Consider the following 26069-nt stretch of genomic DNA (forward strand, 5'->3'; position numbering starts at 1 on the left):
ACCAACAACCTAATCTGATATCAGCCGCTCCAATCGCGCGAGGTCTTGCGATCCCCCGCTTTCATCCTTAGATCGTATGCGGTATTAGCGTAAATTTCTCTACGTTATCCCCCACGATTGGGCACGTTCCGATATATTACTCACCCGTTCGCCACTCTCGAGTATTGCTACTCTACCGTTCGACTTGCATGTGTAAGGCATGCCGCCAGCGTTCAATCTGAGCCAGGATCAAACTCTATAGTTTAATCACTGCAATAATTTTCAACTCCTTGCATTTGACTGCAAGAAGAAACTCATAAAAACGGAATTGATGAGAAATCTTGACGATTTCACATTTTCTATCTCTATGAGCGTTTAAGGTCAGAAGACCTGGTTACAAGTAACCTGGCAATCGCCTTCAAACGCCCATACTTATCGGCTGTAAATTTTTAATGATCCTGACTACTTGCTTAGCGCATTTAGCACCTTGCTTTTGTCGTCTCGCTGTAATCAGCTGAGCCTCGAATTATATACTGGTTTTTAATTCCCAGTCAACCCGAGGGTTATTTGCCTTTCTCGCTTGACAAACTCAATTCAGAGAATTTCGCTTGCCTCGCTGTAATCAGCAGAGCCTCAAATTATATACCGGTTTTTGATCACCAGTCAAACTTTTTTGACTCTTTTTTCTGCTGTCTGACCGCTTGGCGGTCAGAACTTTCGTTTTCAGCAGAGCCTTGAATTCTATACCGGTTTTTGAGTCCCGGTCAACTTTTCAAGATCTTTTTTCTACTGAACTTTTCGCTTTCGCGGTAGCTGCAAATCCCGAAGAATTTGTTCGCTGTGTTCAGCAGAGCCATCGACTATAGCACGGTTGTTTTGCGCTTTTCAAGCACCGCTTAAAAAACTTTCTCAACTTACGCGTTGTTCACCATAAGAGGCAGTGAGCGCAAGCGCTTCCCTGTCAGTGCGTACAGGGCATTTCCCAATGCAGGCGCCAATGGCGGCACACCTGGTTCGCCTGCGCCGCCAGGTGTTCTCTCGCTGGGGACAATATGAGTCTGCACAACGGGCGCCTGCGCCATTCCCACCATGGCGTACTGGGGGAAATTCTTCTGGCGCACAACACCGTCCTCTATATCTATGCGGCCATGCAGCGCCGCGGTCAGCGCAAAGATAACGCTCCCCTCCATTTGCTGTGCCACGATGCCCGGGTTCACAGCCGTACCGCAATCCACAGCACACACCACGCGGTGAACGCGCAGCATGCCATTGAGCAATGACACCTCCGCGACCTGCGCCACGATGGACCCAAACGATTCATGCAAGGCGATGCCGCGGGCCCGCCCCTCGGGAAGAGCGCTGCCCCAGCCAGCCTTGAGTGCAGCCAGATCCAGCACGGCCAGATGCCGCGGTGCTTCGCCCAGCAGGGAACGCCGGAAAGCGAGAGGATCCTGTCCAGCCGCCCAGGCCAGCTCGTCCACGAAGCTTTCAGAAAAGAACGCGTTATGCGAATGCCCCACCGAGCGCCAATAGCCGACAGGCACGCCCGAGCGCGTGGCCACATGCGACATGGACTGGCTGGCAAAGCCATAAGGCAGGTCGAACAAACCTTCCGCAGCACTTTTATCGGGGGTATCAAAGGGCCCGGACAGGGCCGGCAGGTTGCGTTCGAGCCATCTAGGCGTAATGGCGTCGCCGGCAGACTTGATGGACAGGCAGGTGACGTCGCCCGTTTCGTCCATGGAGGCCCTCAGCCTGGCTACCTGCATGGGCCGGTAAAAGTCGTGCGTGGTGTCTTCTTCGCGCGACCAGATCAATTGCACAGGCCGGCCACCACACTCCACGGCAATGCGCACTGCCTGCGCCACACAGTCGACCTCCAGCCGGCGGCCAAAGCCGCCCCCCAGCAAGGTGACAGTGACATGGACATCTTCCTGAGCCACCCCGGCCACCCGTGCGGCAACGGCCACAGCCATCTGCGGCACCTGGGTGGGCGCCCAGAGCCATACCTTGCCGCCCATGACTTGCGCGGTGCAGTTCATGGGCTCAAGCGTGGCGTGGGCCAGGTAGGGTGCACGATAAAGTGCCTCGATTTTCCGCACAGCGGATGCCTCGGCCTTGCCGGCATCGCCTTTTTCATAAAAGACATGGCCTTCTTCACGTGCCAGAGCGGTTTCCAGCGATTGTTCAATCGCGCGGGTGTCCAGCGCGCCAGCGGGTCGCTGCTGCCATTCGACCGGCACCATCAAGGCCGCCTGCTGGGCCTGCCACCAGGTTTTACCCACCACGGCAAAGCCGGCAGTAGAGCCCGCATAGGCCGGCAGCCGCACCAGGCGCTCCACGCCAGGCAAGGCCAGCGCCGTATTCACCTGAATCGCACCCGCTGAACCGCCCAACATGGGACAAAGCCGGATCGCCGCATACACCATGCCCGGCAACCGGACATCGAGGCCAAAAACGGCCGTGCCATTAACCTTGGCAGGTAAATCCAGGCGCTGGGCACCCCGCCCTATCAGCTTCCAGTCCCCGCGGCTTTTGAGAGTCACGTCCCCCGGCGGAGTCGCTGCGGCAAATTTCGCCAGTTCACCGTAGTGGGATGAGGGGCCTGAGGGGTGCGAAATCACGCCGTTTTTGACTGTGAGCTCATCCACCGGCAATTTCCAGTCCAGCGAGGCGGCCCCCAGCAGGGATGCCCGGGCCGTGGCAGCGGCCAGGCGCACCACGTCCCAGGCATCCGCCAGGCTTGAGGAACCCCCTGTCGCGTTGATGCCGAGCTCACGGGCAACCTTGCCCATCATCCACTCGCCGATCCTGACCGGGGTGGGGCGAACCCTGGGGGCGCCTTCTTTGGCAAAGTCATCGACGTCCAGTGGATGAAAGGGCAGGCTGCCCACCAGCATCGCGACATTACCGTAAATGGCATCAGAACCCGCCTGCGCCACGGTCACCCGCTGCAGCGGCACGTCAAGCTCTTCGGCCACCAGCATGGCCAGCGCCGTGTGCACGCCCTGACCCATTTCGCTGCGCGGCATGGCCAGCACCACACCGCCGTCCGCCCGGATCTTGATCCAGCCATTGAACACCGCGCCATCAAGCTCGGGAATGCTCGCAGGCCAGGGCTTGGCCGGGCTGCCCAGCCGGGAGCGCGCCGGCAACAGGCTCCAGCCCACCAGCAATGCGCCTGCCGCACCGGTTGCACTGAGCAGCCAGGCCCTTCTCTTCATGAGGACGTGGCCCCCACGCTTTTCGCTTCGCGTAATGCGCTGCCCCTTTTTTGCATATTCCGGGGCTCGTTTCCTTGGGGCGGCCCGGCGGAAAATTGAGCCTTAGGTGTTGGGCCCTTGCCGCCGGGCGCCATGCCGGCCGCGCGCTTGATGGCCACCCGGATCCGCTGGTAAGTGCCGCAGCGGCAGATATTGGTCATGGTGGCATCGATGTCCGCATCTGTCGGCTTGGGGATTTTGTCGAGCAGGGCGGCGGCCGCCATCAGCATGCCCGACTGGCAATAGCCGCATTGGGGCACCTGCTCGGCAATCCAGGCGGCCTGCAGGGCGTGTGGCTTGTCCGTCGCACCCAGCGCTTCAATGGTCTGAATGCGCTTGCCCACCACGGCGGACACCGGGACGACGCAGGACCGCACCGCTTCGCCGTCCACCCGCACCGTGCAAGCGCCACACGCGGCCACGCCGCATCCGAACTTGGTGCCCGTCATGTTCAGCACGTCGCGCAGCAGCCAGAGCAAGGGCATGCCGGGGTCGGCGTCGGCCTGAACGGCCCGTCCATTGATTTGCAGTTCCAAGGTCCCTCCTTCAGCGATCGAATCGCCGGAACGAACGACTATATCGGCGAGGCCTGGCAAGCGATAGGGCGCAGATGCGACATCGGCCACTCAGTAATAACTTGTATTTAAGGGATGGCACATATGTGGCGTCATGTGGCCAAAGGCGGGCCCTGCAGGGCCGATGAAGAGCCTATATAGAAACTGCCTCACGGCAGGGGCGGATAATCTGCCCCCTTATGGCACTTATTACCTTACTGGACGCCCAACTCGCTTTTGGGCATGTCGCACTGCTGGACCACGCAGATTTTTCCCTTGAAACCAACCAGCGCATCGGCCTGATCGGGCGCAACGGCACGGGCAAGTCGTCCCTGCTGAAAATTCTCGCCGGCCTCGAAAAACCCGATGACGGCACGCTGCAGCTGCAGCAGAACCTGCGCATCGCCTATGTGCCGCAAGAGCCCAGCCTGGACCCGCATGCTACGGTTTTTATAGCTGCCAGCGAAGGACTGGCGCGCACCAGGCACGTAGTTGAGCAGTATCTTGCGGCCGACGAAAACACCGACCTGGACGCCCTGCAGTCGGAAATCGAGGCGCTGGACGGCTGGACCTGGGAGCAGCGCGTCGAGGAAACCCTGCACCGCCTGCACCTGGACAAGGACGCCATCGTCGGTTCGCTCTCGGGCGGCACCAAAAAACGCGTGGCGCTGGCCCAGGCGCTGGTCGCCAAACCCGACGTGCTGTTGCTCGACGAGCCGACCAACCACCTGGACCTCGATTCCATCGCCTGGCTGGAGGACCTGCTTGTCAATTTCAACGGCAGCATCATCACCATCACGCATGACCGGGCCTTCCTGGACCAGGTCGCCACCGTCATCGTCGAGCTCGACCGCGGCAAACTGAACAGCTACCCTGGCAATTTTGCCCAGTACCTGGTGCAAAAAGAAGAACAGATGGCCCAGGAAGCCGTCATCAATGCCAAGGCCGACAAGCTGCTGGCGCAGGAAGAGGTGTGGATCCGCAAGGGCGTGGAGGCGCGCCGCACCCGCAGCGTGGCCCGCATTGGACGCCTCGAAGCCCTGCGCGACAACCGTGCGGCACGGCGTGATGCGGTGGGCCGCGTCAACCTGGACGTCTCCAGCGGCGAGAAGAGTGGCAAGATCGTGGCCGAACTGACGGATGTGAGCAAAAGCTTTGGCCATCCCGGATCGGAAAAAATCATCGTCAACAAATTCACCGGCACACTGCTGCGCGGCGACAAGGTCGGCCTGCTGGGGCCCAACGGCGCCGGCAAGACCACGCTGCTCAAGCTGATTCTGGGTGAACTGCAGCCCGATGTGACGAATCCGCCCGGCAAAATCCGCCAGGGTGCCAACCTGCAGGTCGCGTACTTTGACCAGATGCGCGACAGCCTGGACCTGGACGCCACGCTGGAAGACTTCATCAGCCCCGGCAGCGAGTGGGTCGAAATCAACGGCCAGAAGAAACACGTCAAGAGTTATTTGACGGACTTCCTGTTCTCGCCCCAGCGCGCGAACTCGCCCGTGCGCACCCTGTCAGGCGGCGAGCGCAACCGCCTGCTGCTGGCGCGCCTGTTTGCCCGGCCGGCCAACGTGCTGGTGCTGGACGAGCCGACCAACGACCTGGACATCGACACGCTCGAATTGCTGGAAGACCTGTTGCAAAACTACGAAGGCACGGTGTTCCTGGTCAGCCACGACAGGCGCTTCCTCGACAACGTGGTCACCAGCACCATTGCCTATGAGGGCACGCCCGAGAACCCCGGCTTCTGGCGTGAGTACGAAGGCGGCGTGACGGACTGGATCACGCAATCCAAACGCGCAGCGCAGATCACCGGTGCCAACAAGCCCGCCAGCAGCCCCGCCGGCACCAAAACTTCAAGCAAAACAAGCCCGCAGCCCAATAAGGACGAGCGCGAGCCGCTATCAAAAAAGAAGCTGAGCTACAAGGAGCAGCGCGAGCTCGACGGCCTGCCGGCGCTGATCCAGCAATTGGAGTCGCAGCAAAAAGCCATCGAGCAGGAGCTCTATGACGGCACGCTCTACACCACGAATGCCAAACGGGCGGCGGAACTCAACGCGCGCAACAGCAAGATCGAGGAAGAGCTGATGGCGGCGCTGCAGCGCTGGGAAACCTTGTCGTCATAACCGTGCCCGCTGGCCCCCTGCATGCGGCCCGGCTACAGCCCTGAAGCGCAGTCAAGCCGGGCGCCTACAAGAAGAATAGGTGCGAACGCAGGGCCCGGCGGCACCAAATACATCTCCTTACGCTAAAGTGGCCTGCACCATGCAGACCACTTTCAGTACCCTTTCCGGCACCCGCTTGATCCCGCATACAGGCTGGCGCGCGTTGCGGGGGCTGGCCATGGCCTTCGCCGCTCTTTGGTTAGGGGGCTGTGCCTCGCTGCCCAGCGAGGTTGACCGCCCGGTCTCCACCGCCCTGGCCAACCCGGCTGAAACGCGCCTGGGCAGCCTGGTGGCCGCCCGTGCGGCCAAGGCGGGAACACGCAACGACTCGGGGTTCGCGCTGGTGGGTGACGCCGAGCTGGCTTTCACCAGCCGCATGACGCTGATCAAGGCAGCGCAAAAGACACTGGATATCCAGTACTACGCGATCTTTGCCGACGAAACCACCGAACGCATGTTTGACGCGCTGCGCGAAGCAGCGGGCCGCGGCGTGCGCATCCGCATCCTGCTGGACGACTTCAACACCTCGGGAAAAAACGCGCAGGTGCTGAAGCTGGCGTTTGAAAAAAACATCGAGCTGCGCCTCTTCAACCCCCTGCCGGGCGGCCGTGGCTCGCTGATGTTCCGAATCCTGGGCAACCTCAAGGACACGGCGCGCATGCAGCGGCGCATGCACAACAAGATTTTTGTGGCGGACAACGCCGTGGCCATTACCGGCGGACGCAACCTGGGCGAAACCTACTTCGGCCAGAGCACCGGCACCAACTTTGTCGACATCGACGTGCTGGCAGCGGGCCGCATCGCGCAAGATCTGTCGCGCAGCTTTGACCAGTACTGGAACAACCCGCTGGCCTACCCGGTGCAGTCGCTGATGACCGAAAAGGAAATCGACGCACTCAAGCGCAAGCCGCAGGCCCCGGAAAACCTTTCTTCTCCCGCAGGCACAGCACAGGCCGCTACCCTCCAGGCTGGTGACGGCGCGGTACCCCCCTCAACCCGGCCGGAACGGGTGACCTCTCCATTGCCGACGCTGCCGGATTCGACCGACCTGCGGCTCTTAACCTGGACCTGGGCGCCCTCGGCGCTGCTGGTGGACAAGGCGTCCAAGATCGCCGCCGACGCCGACACCACTGAAGAATCGCAGGACACTACGGTCGACGGGCTGCTTCAACTGATGTCGCAGGCCAAAAACAACCTGCTGATCGTTTCGCCTTACTTCGTGCCCGGCGAACGCATGATGAAGCAGTTTGCCGACCTCCGGCAACGCGGCATTCGTGTGCGGGTGCTCACCAACTCACTGGCATCCAACGACGCGCCGGCTGCCCACGTCGGTTACGCCCGCTACCGCAAGGCCTTGCTGGAGATGGGCATCGAGATTTACGAAATGCGCGCCGAGCAGGAAGGCTCTTTCAGCAGCTTCGGCTCGGCAGCGATCGCGGGGGGATCCACGGGCGGTTCCACCGGCGGCTCACGTGCCAGCCTGCATTCCAAGGTCGTCGTCATGGACGACCGCCTGCTGGTCGTGGGCTCCATGAACCTGGACCTGCGCTCGCAGCTGCAAAACAGCGAAGTGGCCATAGTCATCCGCAACCGAGCCATCTCCGCCGAGGCCACGCGGCTGATCGAGCCCACGCTGGCTTCCGGCGCCTACCGTGTCGAGCTGGAAAACGGTCGGCTGGTCTGGCGTGCGCCGCAAGGTTCGCCACTGAAAGACTCCATGATCGAGCCCGACGCGAGTTGGGGACTGCAACTGATGCTCAAGCTGATCGGGCCCTTTGCACCGGACGAAATGCTTTAAAGACAGGGCCTTTGGCCCCGTCAAGCCGCTGCAGCAGCTTTCTGAATAGCTTCCCGGTGGGCGCCCACCTCGTCCTGAAGACCGGATTGTTGGCTCACATGGCGCCCTTGCCGCGCTGCGCCTTGTCGGCTGGAACGCACGGGTGCAACCGGCTTGGCGGCACCCAGCAAATCGGCCAGGCAATGGGGACGGCCACGTGCGCCGCTGGCCAGATAGTCGGCCAGCAGGGCGCCGCGCACATCTGCGCCGGCCAAACCCCGCACCGATGTGAGGTGCTCAAACAGCAAATCCACCAGTTTCTCAGGTGCGAACTCATGGGTTTTACCGGTGCTGGCCCAGAGCCAGTCGCTGAAATGCAGAAAATGGCCGAACGCCGAGCCGGGGGCCAGCAGCAGCCGGAGCCCCCGCGCAAAACGCCCTGAGTTGGCCAGCATTTCCCAGTACCGCGCAAAACGGTTGATGCGTTGCATGGTGACAAAGTCAATCGTGGAGTTCTGCAGAATCGTGTACGGCGTCTGCGGGTCATACGCCATGGCGAACTCCGCCGTGTGCCGGGTGATGGGTGTGCCGCGCAGGCGCTTGAGGATGCCGAACTGGATTTCATGCGGCGCCAGTTCATGCAGGCGATCAAAACCCTCGGCGAAGCTCTCCAGCGTCTCGCCGGGCAAACCGAAGATCAGGTCTGCGTGCACATGGGCCTGGCTTTCGTTCACCAGCCAGCGCAGGTTGTTCGCGGTCCTGGCGTTGTCCTGCTTGCGCGAAATGCGCTGCTGCACCTCGGGGTTGAAGCTCTGGATGCCGACCTCAAACTGAAGCGAACCTGCCGGGAACTGTGCAATCAGCACTTTGAGCCGGTCGGGCAGGCTGTCGGGCACCACTTCAAAATGCACAAACAGGTCAGGCGCCATCCGGTCCAGGAAAAACTGCAGGATGCGCACCGAGTTCTCGACCTTCAGGTTGAACGTGCGGTCCACAAACTTGAAGTTGCGTGCGCCGCGCTGGTAGAGCGCGCCCATCTCGGCCATGAACGCGTCCAGGTCAAAAGCCCAGGCGGTTTTATCGAGGGAACTCAGGCAGAACTCGCACTTGAAGGGGCAGCCGCGCGAGGCTTCGACATACAGCAACCGTTTGGCCAGGTCTTCGTCGGTGTATTCGCCGTAAGGCAAGGCCAGCGCCTCCAGTGCCGGCTGCTCCCCTGCAACGACCTTCATCAGCGGTTGCGGGCCATCGAGCAAGGCACGGCAGAGCTTGGGAAAACTCACATCGCCCCAGCCGGTGACCACATGGTCGGCCAGGCGGCAAATTTCCTGTTCGCCCGTCTCGTAACTGACCTCGGGGCCGCCCAGCACCACCTTGATGCCGGGCCTCAGGGTTTTGAGCAGGCGCACGACCTGGGTGGTTTCCACCACGTTCCATATATAGATGCCGAGGCCGATGACTTCAGGATCGAGCGCCAGCAACTCCTCGACGATCTGCATGGGCCGTTGCTGGATCACAAATTCGCGCAGCAACGTTTGCGCACGAAGGCCGGGGCCGCCATGCAGGTCCATATTGGCCAGCAGGTACCGCAGGCCCAGCGAAGCGTGGATGTACTTCGCGTTGAGGGTGGCGAGGACAATGCGCGGCATGCCCCTATTATCTGGGCTGACTCTGAAAACGGCTGTAATAAGGCAGCGTGAAAATCGACTAACCATCATCGAGCGATGCCCGCACGCTGTCTTGCCCCCTGGCCTTCCAGGAACTAATCTCTGCGCCACCCGCTCACACTTGCACAATGAATGCCCTGCGTTTTCCGTTTGCCAAGCTAGCCGCTACATTTTTGATAGCTGCTTGCGCAATCCCCGTGCCCGCCAGCGCTCAAAAAGCCTTTAGCGACATTCTGGGCAAGGGCACCCCGGGCACAACCGGTGCGGTGGTCACAACGGAGCAGGTCAGTGCCGAACTGCTGGCCTGGGCGCCGGAAGGCGTGGAGCCCGGCAAGCCGGTCTGGGTGGGGCTGCGGCTCACGCACCAGCCCGAATGGCATACCTACTGGAAAAACTCCGGTGACTCCGGGCTGCCGACGCAGCTCGACTGGCAACTGCCCGCCGGCATTACTGCAGGCGATATCGCCTGGCCGACGCCCAAAAAAATCCCGATTGGCACGCTGGCCAACTACGGCTATGAAAAGGCGGTGCTGCTGCCCGTGCCTTTGACCGTGGCGCCCGGTTTCGCCGCCAGGCAGCTGGACGTCAAACTCAAGGCGTCCTGGCTGGTGTGCCGCAAGGAATGCATTCCGCAAGAGGGCGACTTTTCACTGAGCATCCCGGTGCGAAGCTCGACCGCGGCCAGCGGCCAACTGTTTCAGGACACGTTCGCTGCCACGCCCAAAGCACTGGCGGCCGGCGCCAGCCAGGTGGCCGTCGAAGGCAAGGCGATCAGCATTTCCCTGGCCGGCTTGCCCGCCGCCCTGCAAGGAAAAACACTGGCGCTGTACCCCGAAACCGGTAGCGTGATCGAGCCCGCCGCCCCCTGGCAACAGGCTTGGCAAGGCGCGGTGTGGACGGCACAGGTGCCCCTGTCGGGCCAGCGCACCGAGAGCCCGGCCAGCATGCCGCTGGTGGTGGCCCTGGAGAACACTGCCTATCGCATTGACGCGCCGGTCAAAGGCCCCTGGCCTGCGCCAGCGGCTGCCACCGTCGTGCCGCCCGCACTTGAAGCGGCCTTGCGCGCCAACGCGTCGGCCGGTGCGGCCCCCGTGCAAACCAGCGCCCCACCGGTCGGACTCATCGCCGCCATGCTGGGCGCATTGCTCGGCGGGCTGATCCTCAACCTCATGCCCTGTGTGTTTCCGGTGCTGGCCATCAAGGTGGTGGGTTTTGTGCAGGTGAAGGACCAGGCCACGCGCCTGACCACCGGCCTGGCTTACACCGTGGGCGTGGTGGTGTCTTTCCTGGCGCTGGGTGCGCTGCTGCTGGGTTTGCGCGCAGCGGGTGAGCAGCTCGGCTGGGGCTTTCAGCTGCAAAACCCGGCGGTAGTGGCGCTGCTGGCGGCACTGTTCACCTTGCTGGGGTTGAACCTGGCGGGCCTGTTTGAATTCGGCAATGTCCTGCCGGGCCGGCTTGCGGGCTGGCAGGCGAAAAACCCCACCGTCAACGCATTTTTGTCGGGTGTGCTGGCCACCGCCATTGCATCGCCCTGCACCGCTCCTTTCATGGGCGCCTCGCTGGGCTATGCGGTGGGTCTCCCTGCACTTGAAGCGCTCGCGATTTTCGCGGCCATCGGTATGGGTATGGCATCGCCTTATCTGGCGGCGAGCGCCATACCGGCCGTGGCAAGAATGCTGCCGCGTCCCGGCCCCTGGATGGTGACCTTCAAGCAGCTGATGGCTTTCCCGATGTTTGCCACGGTCGCCTGGCTGGTCTGGGTACTGGGCCAGCAAAGCGGCATCGACGGCGCGGGTGCACTACTGGCCTTGCTGGTGTTGATGGCACTGGCGATCTGGGCCTTTACCCTGCGCGGCACGGCACGTACGCTCTTGGCAACCTTTTCCGTGGCGTTGGGCGCGTTGGGGCTGTGGGCCATTGGCCCGAACATCACCAGACCCGCGGCCTTGGTGTCGGCAACACCGACAGCAGGCGGTTGGCAGGCCTGGGAGCCGGGCCGGGTTGACCAGCTCACCGCGCAAGGGCAAAGTGTGTTCGTGGATTTCACCGCCGCCTGGTGCGTGACCTGCCAGTACAACAAAAAGACCACCCTCTCGAATGCGTCGGTACTGGCCGACATCGAAACGAAGAACGTGGCGCTGTTGCGTGCCGACTGGACGCGGCGCGACCCGGCAGTGACAGCGGCACTGAAGCAACTGGGCCGCAATGGCGTGCCGGTGTATGTGATTTACAAGCCCGGCCGCGCGCCGGTCGTGCTGTCGGAGATTCTGTCGGTTGACGACGTGAGGGCCGAACTGGCCAAGCTGTAAAAGAACCTGTTGTCGTGTTGTTGATGTCTCCTGAAGGAGTTCAAGCCATGTTGAATACCCCTCTGCAGCCCGTCCGGGCACTTACCCGCCGCAACTTTTCTGGCGCTCTCGTTGCCGCCCCCTGGCTGGCGTCGGCCGCTTTTTCCGCGCAGGCGGCCACAGCAAGTGTCGGCCAGGCAGCCCCTGACTTTTCGGCCCCCGACACGGCCGGCAAGACCCGCAACCTGGGCGATTACAAGGGCAAGCTGGTGGTGCTGGAATGGACCAATCCGGGCTGCCCTTTTGTGCGCAAGCACTACAGCGGCAACATGCAAGGCCTGCAAAAGGAGTTCACCGCCAAAGGCGTGGTGTGGCTGTCCATCAACTCCACGGAGGCCGAAAGCGGCGACTACCTGGCGCCGGCCAAACTGGCCGGCTGGATGGCCGAGAAACAGGGCCAGCCGACTGCGACACTGATGGACGAGTCAGGCAGGATCGGCCAGCTTTACGGCGCCAAGACGACACCGCACATGTACATCATCAGTCCGCAGGGCCAGCTGATTTACGCAGGCGGTATTGACAGCATCCCTTCTGCCCGCGTTGACGATATCAAGACCGCCACCAATTACGTGCGCCAGGGCCTGACCGAAGCGCTGAGCGGCAAACCATTGAGTGTGGCCTCCAGCCGGGCTTATGGGTGCTCCGTCAAATACAAGGCATAGACCCGCTTAAATAGATAAACAGAGCCTGAACCGTGCCCGGCAACGCCGGTCCAAGCCAGGCCAACACAAAGCCCAGCCATGAACCCCTTGCCCCCCGCAGAGCGCATGCCGCATATCCTCAACCACTGCCGCACCATCGCGGTAGTGGGCTTGTCGCCCAAGCCTCACCGCGCCAGCTTTGATGTGGCGCGCTACATGCAGGCCAATGGCTATCGCATCATCCCGGTCAACCCGAACGCCGCCGAGGTGCTCGGTGAAAAGGCCTATTCGACGCTGACCGAAGCCGCGCAGCACGAAAAGATCGACCTGGTGAACTGCTTTCGCAACAGCGAAGATATTCCGCCAGTGGTCGACGAAGCCATTGCGATAGGCGCCAGGGCCGTGTGGATGCAGCTCGGCATTTCCAACGCCACGGCAGCCGCGAAGGCGGAAGCGGCGGGCTTGCTGGTGGTACAGGACCACTGCCTCAAGATAGACCACCGGGTGCTGCTGTCTCGCGGACTGTTGCACCCGATTGCCCAAGTGGGCGCGGCTTCCGTCTGAGCTTGCCCCTGCAGCCGGCGGCAGCCCGGGAAAGCCATGCTTGCGCGGCGCGGCGCAGCCGCTGAAAATGCCCCATGTCCTTGCGCACGGCACCCATCTCCCTTCCCGCACCAGCCATTTCTCCTTCCATCTTTTCATTCTTCCGCCCTCCCTTGCTGCTGGCCCTGGCTGTATTGGCCGGCTGCGCCAGCCAGGCGCCCACGCACAAGGGCGAAGCACAGGCCGCCCCGATGGCCGCTAGCGAGATCGGCCAGTCGGACGTGAACCGCATGGCCACCCTGGGCATGCGCGATAACCTGGAGGGTTTGCTGCGCCTGGCCGACAAGCTGTACCGGCGCAACCCGGCGGAATGGCGGAAAACCAGCACGCTCGGACGCGACGCGGCCCTCGCCCAGCTGCGCGTGGCGGTTGACACCCGCACACCCTGGCCCGAACTGCAGGGCAAGCGCGACATCGCCGCGCTGTCGCTGGCGCTGGGCCCCGACTTCAAGGGCGATCGCGTGGCGGCGTTCATTTATGCCAGCGCTGACATGGTGATCACGGCCCACAGCGGGAAAACAGCGTATTACCTGACTGACAGCCTGGATGCGCAATACATCTACAACGCCGCCCGCAACATTGAAATCGCCGTATGGATGCTGTCCAACCGGCGCAATGCCGCAGGCCAGCCCTTGCTGCTGGCCGATGAAATCACCGAGCGCGAGCGCAACCTGAGCTTTGAACGCGAGTTCGGCAAAATCATTGGACGGCTGGACCTGCTGGCCTCCGTTCTGACCGAGAAGTACCGCCGCGCGGTGATCACCTATGTTCAAAATCTACTGGGCGGAACGTTTTTGCAGTTCCTACCTGTGAGGTAGGAACTGCAAAATTAGGCACACCCCCGTCTCGGCCCACTTCGTGTGGCCGGATCCCCCCTCAGGGGTCGGCCGCCGCGGCCACTGGATGGGAGAGAGGTTTCCGGCGCGGGGCGATCCTGGGCGGAGACAATAGGCTTTTGCCAATCGTTTTTCCGGAAGCCGCCATGCCCGACAACTATTTGCCCGAAGTCAGAAACCAGTATGAGGCGCTGCCTTATCCGCCCTGCAATCCGCAGGACGACCACAAGCGCCTGGTACGGACCTGGCTCGAAGACCTGCCCATGATCAACCACTACTGCTTTGCGGGGAAGCAGTCGTTCCAGAATGGCTTTCGTGCGCTGGTGGCAGGCGGTGGCACCGGCGACGCCACCATTTTCCTGGCCGAGCAGTTGCGCCATACCGACGCACAAATCGTGCATCTCGACATGAGCGGAGCCAGCATCGCACTGGCGAAGGAGCGCGCACAGATTCGCGGGCTGGCAAACATCGCCTGGGTTCATGATTCATTGCTGAACCTGCCCGCCCTGGCAGCAGAGCTCGGCGCCTTCGACTACATCAATTGCAGCGGCGTACTTCACCATCTGGCCGATCCCGATCTGGGATTCAAGGCGTTGCGCAGTGTACTCAAAGACGATGGCGCCATCGGACTCATGGTGTATGCCACCACGGGCCGCACCGGGGTGTACCAGATGCAGGAGCTCATGCGCCTGGTCAACGGCGACGAGGCGGATGCGCAGCGGAAAATCGCCAACACGCGCGACTTGCTGGCCAGCCTGCCCGCCACCAACTGGTTCAAGCGCAGCGAAGACCTGCACCACGACCACAAGATGGGCGACGCAGGCATCTACGACCTGCTGCTGCATTCGCAGGACCGCTCATACAGCGTGGGCGAGCTGTTTGACTGGCTGGGCGACGAAGCGGATGGCGCAAAGAGCGGACACGGCATGCACCTGGAGTTCACCGATGTACAGCGCGGCCTTTCGCCTTATTTACCGCACATGGTGCTGGGAAGCAAGCCGCCGGCCATGGCCGCGGCATTGCGCAGGCTGCCGCGCAGGAAGCAATATGAAATGGCCGAGCTGATGGCCGGCACCCTTATTACCCATTCCCTATACGTCACTCGCAACGACCGTTGCAAGGCCCCCTACGGCGATCCGGAGTACGTGCCTTTCTTCTACCATGAGCCCTTGACCGGCGAACTTGCCGCGCAGGTGTTTGGCAGCAACAAGGGCCAGCCCTTCATGCTCAGGCATCAGCACTCAGGCGCCTCGGTGATGGTGAATCCCGGCAAGTACGGCGCAAAAATTCTCGCGTTGATAGATGGGAAAAAAACCTTTGGCGAAATATTCGACCAATTCCGCGCGGCCTGGCAGGGCAAAGCGGCTGCGCCTGACAATGCCGTTCTGTTTGGCGACTTTGCCGAGTCGTTCGACGTTCTCAGCGCCCTGGATCGGCTTCTGCTCAGGCACCCCTCGGCCGAAGCCACAGCCGCGAAATAAGAGCCGGAGGATTTTGAGGCTCTCAGGCGAGAGAGCCCCACGCACTCTCAGTTTGGGGCGACTTGGCCACAAGCAGATCCACAACGACCACCAGCTCGCCGCCGAACCGGCCTATGCCCAGGCCGCTCATGAGCTTTTGCTCCTCCTCGTCGGAAGCCATGCGCAAAAAGCACAGGGCCTGCTGCTTGCCGGCATGGGCGGCCGGCAGGATGTTGAGCTGCGTGACCGAGCCGAAGCGCTCGCACATGTTTTTCAGAGCCTTCCGCAAAGCAGGGATGTCGGGGCATTGCTGAAGCTGGTCGAGTTCGAGTGGGCTCATGGATCCTTGCGTGAAATAGAACAACGGAAACAATACAAAAAACGGGAGATAACCGGGGAGTGCTGCAGGATGAAGGGTGACGCAGTAACCCGGCGTGGGGGGCCGCGTGCCTGAAGCGTAGGACAAAATCCTGCGCAGGTAAGTGACGGAACGTTTTGCAACGCTTTATGCCCAATGCTTGCAAATCTTGCGTAAAAGAAATGCCGCTATGCGTCAGCATCGTCTATTGAATGTCTGAAAAGCAGGTGTTTGCCCGTGTCCGTTTCCGTTCCCGCTCCCGTCATTGATCCTGCGCTCGCGCTCCATGTCCTGCCTCATTCCGGCGCCGCCCGGCTCGCCCGGCTGGCCGCGCGCGCTTGCGACGCCCCCATCGCCATCGTGGTGGCCCTGGACGGCGGCCAGGCGGCGCTCAGTTCCGGCACCGGTTTTTCACCGCAAGAGCGCGAAGGGCTGGTCGCTCTGTGTGAAGCCACACTGGACACACCACCCCGCCAGCCGCAGTTGCCGGCCCGCAGCGCGCCCGACATCCTGTTTTATCGGGGCTTGCCGCTGACGCGGGAAGACGGCACGCTGCTGGGCGCGCTTGCGGTCATGGACAAGGTCGCACGAAGCCTCAGCGCCGACCAGGAAGAGGATCTCGAAACGCTGGCGGGCCTTGCTGCCGGGCAACTGGTCGCGCAGCACAGCCACGCACTGCAGGCCACGCAGCAGACTGAAGAAGAGGCCCATCGGCTGGCCACTCGCCTGGGCATCACCCTGGAGAGCATCACCGAAGGGTTTTATACGCTGGATACGCAGTGGCGCTTTACCTATCTCAACCGGGAGGGTGCCCGGCTGCTCGGCCGCCCCAGCAAAGACTTGCTGGGAAAAAGCATCTGGAAGGAATTTCCGGGCGCCATCAATACCTCGTTTTCCGAGCAGGTCCGGGCCGCGGTTGCGGGCAACTACCAGGTGGAATTTGAGGCCCTGTATGCACCGCTGGACAAATGGTTCGAGATCCGCGCCTACCCGTTTCCGGATGGGGTCGCCATCTACTTTCGTGACGTCAGCGAACGGCGCAAGGCCAGGGAGCAGCTCATGCTGCTGGAAACGAGCATCTCCCGCCTCAACGATATCGTGCTCATCGCGGAAGCGGTCCCCTCCGGGAAGCCGGGCTTGCGCATCATCTTTGTCAACAATGCCTTCGAACACCATACCGGCTATAGCCCGCAAGAGGCCATGGGTCATTCACCGCGCCTTCTATGCGGGCCGTTGACCCAACGCAGCGAGCTGCAGCGCATCAGCGCCGCCTTCCAGAAGGGCGAACCCGTTCAGGCCGAGCTCATCACCTACAAAAAAAACGGCAGGCACTTCTGGATGGAAGTCGACATCGTGCCGGTCGCCGATGACGCCGGTGTGTTCTTTACCCATTGGGTTGCCGTGGGGCGGGACATCACGCGCCGCAAGGTGGCGGAGAGCGAAATCAAGCATCTCGCCTTCTACGATCCGCTCACACAATTGCCCAACCGCCAGTTGCTGATGGACAGGCTCCAGAAGGCGCTTACCCACAACTACCGGCATCCGCGCGAAGCGGCGCTGATGTTCATTGACCTGGACAATTTCAAGACACTCAACGACACCATGGGCCACCAGAAAGGCGACCTGTTGCTGCAGCAGGTTGCCAAGCGCCTTGCGGCCTGCCTGGAGCCGCCCGACACGGTGGCGCGCCTGGGCGGGGATGAATTTGTGGTCATGCTGGAGGACCTGGGCCAGGACCCTCAAGCAGCGGCCGCAAAAGCCGAAGCGGTGGGTGCGCGGATTCTTGCTGCGCTGAGCGAACCCTACAGCCTGGCGGGCTACCAGCACTACAGCACCTGCAGTATCGGCATCACTTCGTTCAACCAGACCCTGGACAACATTGGAGACCTGCTCAAGCAGGCCGACCTGGCCATGTACCAGGCCAAGATGGCCGGGCGCAACACCATCTGCTTTTTCAACCCGGCGATGCAGGCCGCCGTCACCGCCAGTGCCGCACTGCAATCGGACCTGCGCCAGGGCCTGCGCGAAAAGCAGTTCCTTCTGTACTACCAGCCACAGGTAGGGCGCGACGGGCGCATGACGGGCGTCGAGGCACTCCTGCGCTGGCAGCACGGCGGGCGCGGCCTGGTGCAGCCGTCCGAGTTCATTCCGGCGGCTGAGGAGGCCGGGCTGATACTGCCGCTGGGCCAATGGGCGCTTGAGACGGCTTGCCGCCAGCTGGCGGCGTGGGCCCACCGCCCCGAGACCGCAGCCTTCAGTGTGGCCGTCAACGTGAGTGTGCGGCAGTTCCGCCACCCGGAGTTCGTGGACCTTGTCATGGCCGCACTCAAGGAAACGAAAGTCAGCCCGCACAAGCTCAAGCTGGAGCTGACCGAAAGCCTGCTGGCGGAGAACATGGAGGTCACCATCACCAAAATGGCCCGGCTCAAGAAGATGGGCGTGACCCTTTCCATTGACGATTTCGGCATGGGCTATTCCTCACTCTCATGCCTGAAGCGCTTGCCGCTGGACCAATTGAAAATCGACAAGTCTTTTGTGGAAGACATCCTGCGCGACCCTAACGACGCCGCCATCGCACGCACCATCATTGGCCTGGCGCAAAGCCTGGGGCTGGGCGTGGTGGCGGAAGGCGTTGAGACCGAAGCCCAGCGCGACTTCCTGTCGCGCCACGGTTGCGACTGCTACCAGGGCTATCTGTTCTGCAAGCCCCTGCCCATCGACGAGCTCGAAGCCTTCATCAAGACACTTCGGATTTAAGGGTGACGGCAGGCAAAGGCGAGGCCTTGTGGTGTTCCAGCCGGAAGATCACCTCCTTGACGATGCCATACATCACCGCGCGGTCGCGGCCAGGGTGGTCCGTGAAATGCACCGTCGTGGACCCGAGCGTCGCGCCCCCGGCGTCATAGCTCACCGTGATGCCGTAGGCCGTCATCAGCGGGCCGCAGGCACGCCAGTCGCGCGTCCATTGCGGCAAAGCCTGATTGCTGTCCCAGAGGGTGCCTGCGCTTTCGTAGCATTCCTCGATGTGCGCATGACCCAGCAGTTGCGCAAGGTGCCTCTCCTTGGCGATGCAACTGCGGAAATACTCCTGGTCGTTCATGCGCATGAAACACCTCTTTCGGACCCGGCGGGGCCCATGAGGCCATGGTAAATCCGAACCCGCTCAAGTGCCACCCCTGCGGATATCCCGCGATGGGAGGGCCCGCCTCACACCTGAGACAATCAGGGCATGTTCGCACCCCTTCAAAACGACACCTTTTTGCGCGCCTGCCTGCGCCAGGCCACCACCCACACTCCCGTCTGGCTGATGCGCCAGGCCGGCCGCTATTTGCCTGAGTACCGCGCCACGCGCGCCCAGGCCGGCAGTTTCATGGGCCTGGCCACCAACACCGACTACGCCACCGAAGTCACGCTGCAGCCGCTTGAGCGTTACCCGCTGGATGCCGCCATCCTGTTCAGCGACATCCTGACCGTGCCCGATGCCATGGGCCTGGGCCTGTCCTTCGCGCTGGGCGAAGGCCCGCGCTTTGCCACGCCGGTGCGCGATGAGGCGGCAGTGGCGAAGCTTGAGGTGCCCGACATGAACAAGCTGCGCTATGTGTTTGACGCCGTGACGTCAATCCGCAAAGCCCTGAACGGCCGCGTGCCGCTGATCGGCTTTTCGGGCAGTCCCTGGACGCTGGCCTGCTACATGGTCGAAGGCGCGGGCTCCGACGACTACCGCCTGGTCAAGACCATGCTGTACCAGCGCCCGGACCTGATGCACAAAATGCTTGCCGTGAACGCCGACGCGGTTGCCTCCTATCTGAACGCACAGATTGAGGCCGGGGCCCAAGCCGTGATGATTTTTGACAGCTGGGGCGGCGTGCTGGCCGACGCGGCCTTCAAAACCTTCAGCCTGGCCTACACGGCCCGCGTGCTGGCCCAGCTCAAACGCGAGCACGAGGGCGTCAAGATCCCCCGCCTCGTCTTCACCAAAGGCGGCGGCCAGTGGCTCGAAGCCATGGCGCAGCTCGATTGCGAGGTGCTGGGACTGGACTGGACGGTCAACCTGGCCAGGGCGCGGGCTCTGGTGGGGGAAAATGGCCCCCAGGCCAAAACGCTGCAGGGCAACCTGGACCCTAACGTGCTGTTTGCCAACCCGACCCAGATAGAAGCCGAAGTGAAAAGCGTGCTGGACAGCTTTGGCAAGCCCCATATTGATGCCAGCGAGCCTGGACCGGCCCATATTTTCAACCTGGGGCATGGCATCAGCCAGCACACGCCCCCCGAAAGTGTGGAAGTGCTGGTGCGCGCAGTACACGCTCACTCTCGCAGCATGCGCGCCGCTGGTACCTAAACTTTCCGCCTACGTCCAGAAAAGGCCACGGGATGAATGATTTCAACCATGGCTAGCACAAAACCGGGCGATGGCGCCCGGACTTATGCACAAAATTCGTGTTGCGGTGCCGCAATGGTGAACGCAGGCGGCATGCTTCGCTATCAAAGCAATAGCGGACGTAAGTTGTTGATTTATATAGAGACTTTAAATTGCTTTTTTTCCGGGCAGTTTAAGAAAAGCCTTGATTTACAAGGCTTCGCGACGCGCCAAGGCAAGCTATCAACAAAGTTATCCACAGAAAATCTGGAAATCTGTAAAGCGATGGTAAATCAAGGACTTAGCGCACTATCTGGATGTACTTCTCAAGAAGTAAACACATTTAGTTACTCCAAATGAGCTATTGGCTTCAAGTTGCCGTTGCCGCGCCCGCGCACAGTTCCATCGCCGGGCCACTGACCTACCAGAGTGAATTGCCACTTGCTGTCGGCTCCCTGGTGCGGGTGCCGCTAGGTAAGCGCGAAGTCCTTGGGGTCGTGTGGGAAGCGGTGCCTGACAGTGGAACGCTGCTGGAAATACAGACGCGCCACGTCACCGGCGAGCTGGATGGGCTGCTGCCTCTTTCGGCGACCTGGCGAAAACTGGTGACGTTCACCGCGGCTTATTACCAGCGCTCCCTGGGCGAGGTGGCGCTGGCGGCATTGCCGCCGCAACTGCGCGACCTGAGCAATGTTCAGCTGGCGCGGCGGCTCAAGCGCCCGGTGGCTGACACCAGCGGCCCGCAGGACACCGCGGCGCTGATGCCGCTCAGTGCGCAGCAGGCTCTTGCCCTGGCTGAATTTGACAACGATACCCGGCCCGCGCTGCTGTTCGGCGCCACCGGCAGCGGCAAAACCGAGGTCTACCTGCGCGCCGCGGCCCGCGTGCTGGAGCAAGACCCGACGGCACAGGTGCTGGTGATGGTGCCCGAGATCAACCTCACGCCCCAACTGCAGTCGCGCTTTGAAGAACGGTTTGCCCACCTGGGCAAAGAGCGCGTGGTGGCCTTGCACAGCGGCCTGACCCCAGCCCAGCGCCTGAAAAGCTGGCTGGCAGCCCACGCCGGCCATGCGCGCCTGGTGCTGGGCACGCGCATGGCGGTGTTCGCCTCCATGCCGAATCTGCGCCTGCTGGTGGTCGACGAGGAACATGACCCAAGCTACAAGCAGCAGGAAGGCGCCCGCTATTCGGCCCGCGACCTGGCGGTCTACCGCGCCAAGGTCGAAACCGAAGACGCCACGCATACCCACGGCCCTTGTCGTGTGCTGCTAGGCTCGGCAACACCGTCGCTGGAAAGCTGGCAGGCCACCCTCACAGGCCGCTACCAACGCCTGACCATGAGTGAACGCATCGGCGGCCCTCTAGTGACGGGCACGGAAGCGCTGCAATTTTCCGACGGGCCGCCCCTAGGAAAATTAACCCCCTCGGGGGGCAGCGAGCTACACGCAGTGAGCGAGCGTGGGGGCCTACCGCTTGTTCGGCGTGTAGACATGAACCACCAGCCCAAGCACTGCGTGATTGCGCCGCCGCTGCTGGATGCCATCGCCCAGCGCGTAGCCCGTGGCGAGCAGTCGTTGATCTTTTTAAACCGGCGCGGCTATGCGCCTGTGCTGGCCTGCCATGACTGCGGCTGGAAAAGCGAGTGCCCGCACTGCAGCGCCTACCGCGTCTTCCACAAGATAGACCGCACCCTGCGCTGCCACCACTGCGGCTTCACCGAACGCGTGCCGAGCGCCTGCCCGAGCTGCGGCAACATCGACATCGCGCCCGTGGGACGCGGCACCGAACGACTGGAAGAACATTTGGCCGAATTACTGGCCGGCGTGAAGCGGCCAGACGGCGAGCCGCCGCGCATTGCCCGTATCGACGCTGACACGACGCGGCTCAAAGGGGCGCTCGAATCGCAGCTGGCCAGCGTGCATGCGGGCGAGGTCGACGTGCTGGTCGGCACGCAGATGATCGCCAAGGGGCACGACTTCCGGCACATCACGCTGGTGGCGGCCATCAACCCTGACGGGGCGCTGTTCTCCAGCGACTTCCGCGCACCCGAGCGCCTCTTCAGCCTTTTAATGCAGGCGGGAGGCCGCGCCGGCCGTGACGCGCGACACAGCGAGGCCAGCGAGATGTGGGTGCAAACCTTTCACCCCGCCCATCCGCTTTTTGAAGCACTTAAAAAGCACGACTATCCGGGTTTTGCGACGCAGCAGTTGGCCGAGCGCGAAGCGGCGGGCATGTCACCCTTCGGTTTTTCAGCGCTGGTGCGCGCCGAGGCGCGTGCGCAGGATGTGGCACAAGGATTTCTGAACGCAGCAGCGGCCCAGGCCGAGGCGCAACAACTCACAGGGCACGAACAGGTCACCGCTTACCCGGCCGTGCCGATGACGATACAGCGCGTCGCCAATATCGAGCGCGCGCAGATGCTGGTCGAAAGCCCCTCGCGCGCAGCGCTTCAACGTTTTCTCGCGGCCTGGCAACCAACGCTGTTTGAAACGCGACAGCAGGCTGAATTCAAAAGCCTGATTCGCTGGGCGATTGATGTGGATCCGATTGCGATTTAAGCAACACGTAACACCGGGCTTTGCCGCGCTGGGAAGGTCTCTCCCTCCGTCACTTGCCGCCAGTCCTCCTGCCCCATCCAGTCGCGCAGCGCCACCGCGCCTTTAGGTGTGATCTCCAGCGCGCGCATACCCTGGCGGCGCAACAGCCAGCCGCGCTCGAGGCTGTGATTGCAGATCAGCGTGCCGAGTTGGCCGGCGACGTGGAAGCGGCGCTCGCTCCAGTCCAGGCACGGGCGGCAGTAAGGCCGTTTGGTGTTGATGCTGGTTGGCGACGTTGACAGCTCAATGCCCAGGCGCGCCAGCACGGCATTGGCCTTGGGGGTGACGTGGCCGGCTTCGCCGTCAAAGGTGATGGCGCCGTCTTCCAGCAGGTGATGGGCAATGGCCACGCCGAGGCGGCCGGCGATGTGGTCGTAGCAGCTGCGGGCCATGCGCATGGCGGCGTCCTTGGGGCCGGGCACCACGGCGCGGCGCGGCGCGGGTGCGTTCTGTGAAGCCAGTTGTGTGATGCCTTCCAGCACCCGGGCCACGTTGACCGAGGCCAGGCGGTGGTAGCGGTGCCGGCCGTGTTGCTCTACGCACAGGAGGCCGCCTTCGACCATCAGGGCCAGGTGGCGGCTGGCGGTTTGCGGCGACACGTTGCCAACGCCGGCCAGTTCGTGGGCGGTGAGCGATCGGCCGTCCAGCAGCTCCATCAGCATGGCGGTGCGGGCCGGCTCGCCGACCAACGAGGCGATGTGCGCGATTTGGTTGGTATTCATCATGGTTTAAGACCTTCTGGATACCAACCTTAGCAGCATCGCAAACCCCATGCTTCGCTCCGGGGCGAAGCATCGCGCACCCTCTTCGCCGCACCATGGAGGCCATGCAGCAGTCGCTGCCTTCTCACACGGAGAACTCCATGGAATTGCCAACGACCTCCGCCCTCCAGCCGCCGGTGCCACGCGCCTTTTACGGCGCCACCGTTGTGCGCGCCGCCTTTGTACTGGCCATCTTCGGCTGGGGTATTGGCTTTTACAGCCCGGCGATTTTTCTGCATGCGGTGATCGCCCGCACCGGCTGGGCGTTGCCACTGGTATCAAGCGCCGTGACCTTTCACTTTTTATTCGGCGCGGGCGTGGTGGCCTGCCTGCCGCGCATCCACGCCCGGCTGGGGGTCGCCGCCACTACCGCTGCGGGCGCCGCCGCGCTGGCACTGGGACTTCTGGGCTGGGCGCTGGCTGCACAGCCCTGGCAACTGTTTGCGGCTGCCATGCTGACGGGCGGCGGCTGGGTCACCATGGGCGCGGCGGGGATCAACGCCATCATCTCGCCCTGGTTTATGCGCGGCCGGCCCCTGGCACTGGCCAAGGCCTACAACGGCGCCAGCCTGGGCGGTGTGATTTTCTCACCGCTATGGGGCGCGCTGATCGCCGCGTTGGGTTTTACCGCCGCCACCTTGCTGGTGGGCGCGGCCATGCTGACCGTGGTGGTCTGCCTGTGTTTTTACGTCATCACGCAAACGCCGGAGCGCATGGGCCAGCAGCCTGACGGTGATGCACCGGGCACACCCTCGCGCACCGTCACCTCTGCGCATGCCAAACCCTTGCCGGGCCGCCTGCTGTGGCGAGACCGCAGCTTTCGTACGCTGGCCGCGGCGATGGCGCTGAGCATGTTTGCCCAGGCCGGCTTGATCACGCATTTGTATTCGCTGCTGGTGTCAGCGCTCAGCACCCAAGGCGCGGGCCTGGCGATGGCGCTGGCCACCGCTTGCGCCATCGGCGGCCGCACCATCGTCGCCAAATGCATGCCGGTGGATGCCGACCGGCGACTGGTCGCCAGCGTGAGCTACGCGGTGCAGATCACCGGCTCACTGCTGCTGGCTTGTGCGGCGGAACACCAGACCGTGCTGATTCTTGCCGGCGTGGTGCTGTTCGGCGTCGGTATCGGCAACACCACTTCGCTGCCGCCGCTGGTGGCACAGGTGGAGTTCGTCAAGGGCGATGTTCCGCGGGTGATCGCGTTGATCGTGGCCATGTCGCAGGGTCTGTGGGCGCTGGCGCCGGCCACGTTTGGCCTGCTGCTGGTCACAGCCGGCGGGAGTCCGGCGCACCTCGGTGCGGGCACAGTCCTTTACTTCGGCGCGACCGTGCTGTTGCAGCTGGCGGCCATCGCCTGCATGCTGGGCGGCCGCAGGCCGGCACCGTAAACACGCGTCAGGAAAGGCGCGGTGTGGAGCCCGGCGCGCAGGCTGCGGCGCGCGCCAGCAACAGTTCGCGCTCGCGCAGGTTGCGGGTGAGCGACGCGGCGCGCTCGAACTCCGCATGGGCTTCTTCGAGCCGGCCGAGCTTGAACAAAAAGTCGGCGCGTACGCTGGGCAGCAGATGGTAGTTTTTCATCAAGGGTTCGGCCAGCAGCGCATCGGCCACCTCCAGCCCCGTCGCCGGGCCGAAAGCCATCGCCAGCGCGACGGCGCGGTTGAGTTCCACCACCGGTGACGGCATGAGCTGCGCCAGCGCATCGTAAAGCGCGGCGATGCGATGCCAGTCGGTGTCGGCGCCCGTGGGCGCACGCGCATGGCACGCGGCAATCGCGGCCTGCAGCGCATACGGCCCCAGCGCACCGCCCAGCGCCTCGGCACGCGCCAGCGCCGCAAGGCCGCGGCGTATCAGGATGTGGTCCCAGCTTGCCCGGTTTTGCTCCAGCAGCAAGATGGGCTCACCCGAAGGCCCGGTGCGCGCCCTGGCGCGCGAGGCCTGGATTTCCATCAGCGCCACCAGGCCGTGAACCTCAGGCTCCTGCGTCGCGAGTTCGGCCAGCACGCGCCCCAGTCGCAAGGCCTGGTCGCACAGCGCGGGCCGCATCCAGTCGCCGCCCGAAGTGGCTGAGTAGCCTTCATTGAAGATCAGGTAAATAACTTCCAGCACCGAAGCCAGCCGGGCGCCGCGCTCTTCAGGGCCAGGCACTTCAAAAGGCACGCGCGCCTCGGCCAGGGTGCGCTTGGCACGCACGATGCGCTGGGCCACCGTGGGCTCAGGCACCAGGAAGGCGCGCGCGATCTCGTCGGTGCTCAGGCCGCCCAGCAGCCGCAGCGTGAGCGCAATGCGCGCCTCGGTGGACAGCACCGGGTGGCAAGCGGTGAAGATCAGGCGCAGCAGATCGTCGCCGTAGTCGTCGGCGCCGTCGTCGCCAGAGCCGGGATCGTCTACATCGGCGAAAGCCATTTCCTGCTCCAGCTCGAGTTCATGGCCCAGCTCTTCATGCTTGAGCGCCAGCAGCTTGCGCCGCCGCAGGTAGTCGATGGCCCGGTGCTTGGCGACGGCCATAAGCCAGGCGCCCGGGTTGTCCGGCACGCCGATCTTCGGCCAGCGCTCCAGCGCCGTGACCAGCGCGTCCTGCGCGATCTCTTCGGCCAGGCCCACCTCCTGCACCATGCGCGCAACCTTGGCGATGACCTTGGCCGATTCGATGCGCCATACGGCGTCGATGGCACGATGGGTTTCATGCGACGCCATGCGGCT

The 26069-nt window shown here is 63.0% G+C and carries 18 protein-coding genes, 1 rRNA gene and 1 pseudogene (1 of these 20 running past the window's edge); 12 read left to right on the forward strand and 8 right to left on the reverse strand.

The genetic code is table 11. The annotated features are described in order from the left end of the window. The 3 genes and pseudogenes from AC1DWQ_RS13740 to AC1DWQ_RS13750 form a co-directional block, all read right to left on the reverse strand. Positions 1-244 (reverse strand): 16S ribosomal RNA (locus tag AC1DWQ_RS13740) (it extends 1285 nt beyond the left edge of the window). Between the two features lie 649 nt (positions 245-893). Further along, positions 894-3203, reverse strand: a complete 2310-nt coding sequence (locus AC1DWQ_RS13745) for a xanthine dehydrogenase family protein molybdopterin-binding subunit (RefSeq protein ID WP_477670130.1) — start codon at positions 3201-3203, stop codon at positions 894-896. A gap of 137 nt (positions 3204-3340) precedes the next feature. Next, positions 3341-3778: pseudogene (locus AC1DWQ_RS13750) on the reverse strand ((2Fe-2S)-binding protein); the annotation flags it as partial. 218 nt (positions 3779-3996) lie between these two features. Here AC1DWQ_RS13750 and AC1DWQ_RS13755 point away from each other — a divergent pair. Both AC1DWQ_RS13755 and AC1DWQ_RS13760 read left to right on the forward strand, forming a co-directional pair. Next, positions 3997-5925, forward strand: a complete 1929-nt coding sequence (locus AC1DWQ_RS13755) for an ATP-binding cassette domain-containing protein (RefSeq protein ID WP_477670131.1) — start codon at positions 3997-3999, stop codon at positions 5923-5925. Between the two features lie 139 nt (positions 5926-6064). Then, complete coding sequence (locus AC1DWQ_RS13760) at positions 6065-7762, forward strand: phospholipase D-like domain-containing protein (RefSeq protein ID WP_477670132.1); 1698 nt, start codon at positions 6065-6067, stop codon at positions 7760-7762. A 20-nt stretch (positions 7763-7782) separates the two neighbouring features. Here the strand turns inward: AC1DWQ_RS13760 and AC1DWQ_RS13765 are convergent, their stop codons facing one another. Beyond that, complete coding sequence (locus AC1DWQ_RS13765; protein WP_477670133.1) at positions 7783-9390, reverse strand: B12-binding domain-containing radical SAM protein; 1608 nt, start codon at positions 9388-9390, stop codon at positions 7783-7785. 146 nt (positions 9391-9536) lie between these two features. On the opposite strand from AC1DWQ_RS13765, the gene AC1DWQ_RS13770 reads away from it, so the two are divergent. The 5 genes from AC1DWQ_RS13770 to AC1DWQ_RS13790 all read left to right on the forward strand — a co-directional run bounded on the left by AC1DWQ_RS13770 (position 9537) and on the right by AC1DWQ_RS13790 (position 15317). Then, positions 9537-11717, forward strand: a complete 2181-nt coding sequence (locus AC1DWQ_RS13770) for a protein-disulfide reductase DsbD family protein (protein WP_477670134.1) — start codon at positions 9537-9539, stop codon at positions 11715-11717. A 47-nt stretch (positions 11718-11764) separates the two neighbouring features. Beyond that, positions 11765-12418, forward strand: a complete 654-nt coding sequence (locus tag AC1DWQ_RS13775; RefSeq protein ID WP_477670135.1) for a thioredoxin family protein — start codon at positions 11765-11767, stop codon at positions 12416-12418. 78 nt (positions 12419-12496) lie between these two features. Then, entirely contained in the window at positions 12497-12961 is a 465-nt protein-coding gene (locus tag AC1DWQ_RS13780; protein WP_477670136.1) for a CoA-binding protein, read from the forward strand. Positions 12962-13035: 74 nt separating this feature from the next. After that, positions 13036-13818 (forward strand): hypothetical protein, encoded by a 783-nt coding sequence (locus AC1DWQ_RS13785; RefSeq protein WP_477670137.1) that lies wholly within the window; start codon positions 13036-13038, stop codon positions 13816-13818. Positions 13819-13982: 164 nt separating this feature from the next. Further along, a complete protein-coding gene (locus tag AC1DWQ_RS13790) occupies positions 13983-15317 on the forward strand; it encodes a class I SAM-dependent methyltransferase (protein WP_477670138.1) in 1335 nt (444 codons plus the stop codon). 22 nt (positions 15318-15339) lie between these two features. On the opposite strand, the gene AC1DWQ_RS13795 is transcribed toward AC1DWQ_RS13790, so the two are convergent. Further along, entirely contained in the window at positions 15340-15636 is a 297-nt protein-coding gene (locus tag AC1DWQ_RS13795; protein ID WP_477670139.1) for a hypothetical protein, read from the reverse strand. 255 nt (positions 15637-15891) lie between these two features. On the opposite strand from AC1DWQ_RS13795, the gene AC1DWQ_RS13800 reads away from it, so the two are divergent. Next, positions 15892-18411, forward strand: coding sequence for a putative bifunctional diguanylate cyclase/phosphodiesterase (locus AC1DWQ_RS13800; RefSeq protein WP_477670140.1), 2520 nt, complete (start codon positions 15892-15894; stop codon positions 18409-18411). On the opposite strand, the gene AC1DWQ_RS13805 is transcribed toward AC1DWQ_RS13800, so the two are convergent. Next, complete coding sequence (locus AC1DWQ_RS13805; RefSeq protein WP_477670141.1) at positions 18392-18760, reverse strand: aminoacyl-tRNA synthetase; 369 nt, start codon at positions 18758-18760, stop codon at positions 18392-18394. The genes AC1DWQ_RS13800 and AC1DWQ_RS13805 overlap by 20 nt on opposite strands. 123 nt (positions 18761-18883) lie before the next feature. On the opposite strand from AC1DWQ_RS13805, the gene hemE reads away from it, so the two are divergent. The 3 genes from hemE to priA are packed head-to-tail and all read left to right on the forward strand — an operon-like array spanning position 18884 to position 22569. After that, on the forward strand, positions 18884-19993 hold the full coding sequence (gene hemE, locus AC1DWQ_RS13810) for a uroporphyrinogen decarboxylase (protein WP_477670142.1): 1110 nt from the start codon (positions 18884-18886) through the stop codon (positions 19991-19993). A gap of 36 nt (positions 19994-20029) precedes the next feature. Beyond that, on the forward strand, positions 20030-20371 hold the full coding sequence (locus tag AC1DWQ_RS13815; protein ID WP_477670143.1) for a hypothetical protein: 342 nt from the start codon (positions 20030-20032) through the stop codon (positions 20369-20371). After that, positions 20368-22569, forward strand: coding sequence for a replication restart helicase PriA (priA, locus tag AC1DWQ_RS13820; RefSeq protein ID WP_477670144.1), 2202 nt, complete (start codon positions 20368-20370; stop codon positions 22567-22569). Before AC1DWQ_RS13815 ends, priA begins: the two co-directional genes overlap by 4 nt. Here the strand turns inward: priA and AC1DWQ_RS13825 are convergent. Further along, on the reverse strand, positions 22566-23330 hold the full coding sequence (locus AC1DWQ_RS13825) for an ArsR/SmtB family transcription factor (RefSeq protein WP_477670219.1): 765 nt from the start codon (positions 23328-23330) through the stop codon (positions 22566-22568). The genes priA and AC1DWQ_RS13825 overlap by 4 nt on opposite strands. Positions 23331-23470: 140 nt before the next feature. Here AC1DWQ_RS13825 and AC1DWQ_RS13830 point away from each other — a divergent pair, with 140 nt between their 5' ends. Next, positions 23471-24757, forward strand: coding sequence for an MFS transporter (locus AC1DWQ_RS13830; protein ID WP_477670145.1), 1287 nt, complete (start codon positions 23471-23473; stop codon positions 24755-24757). A gap of 7 nt (positions 24758-24764) precedes the next feature. Here the strand turns inward: AC1DWQ_RS13830 and AC1DWQ_RS13835 are convergent, their stop codons facing one another. Then, a complete protein-coding gene (locus AC1DWQ_RS13835; protein ID WP_477670146.1) occupies positions 24765-26063 on the reverse strand; it encodes an RNA polymerase sigma factor in 1299 nt (432 codons plus the stop codon). Positions 26064-26069 lie beyond the last annotated feature (6 nt).

Source organism: Polaromonas sp. P2_G11 (genome assembly GCF_056403595.1).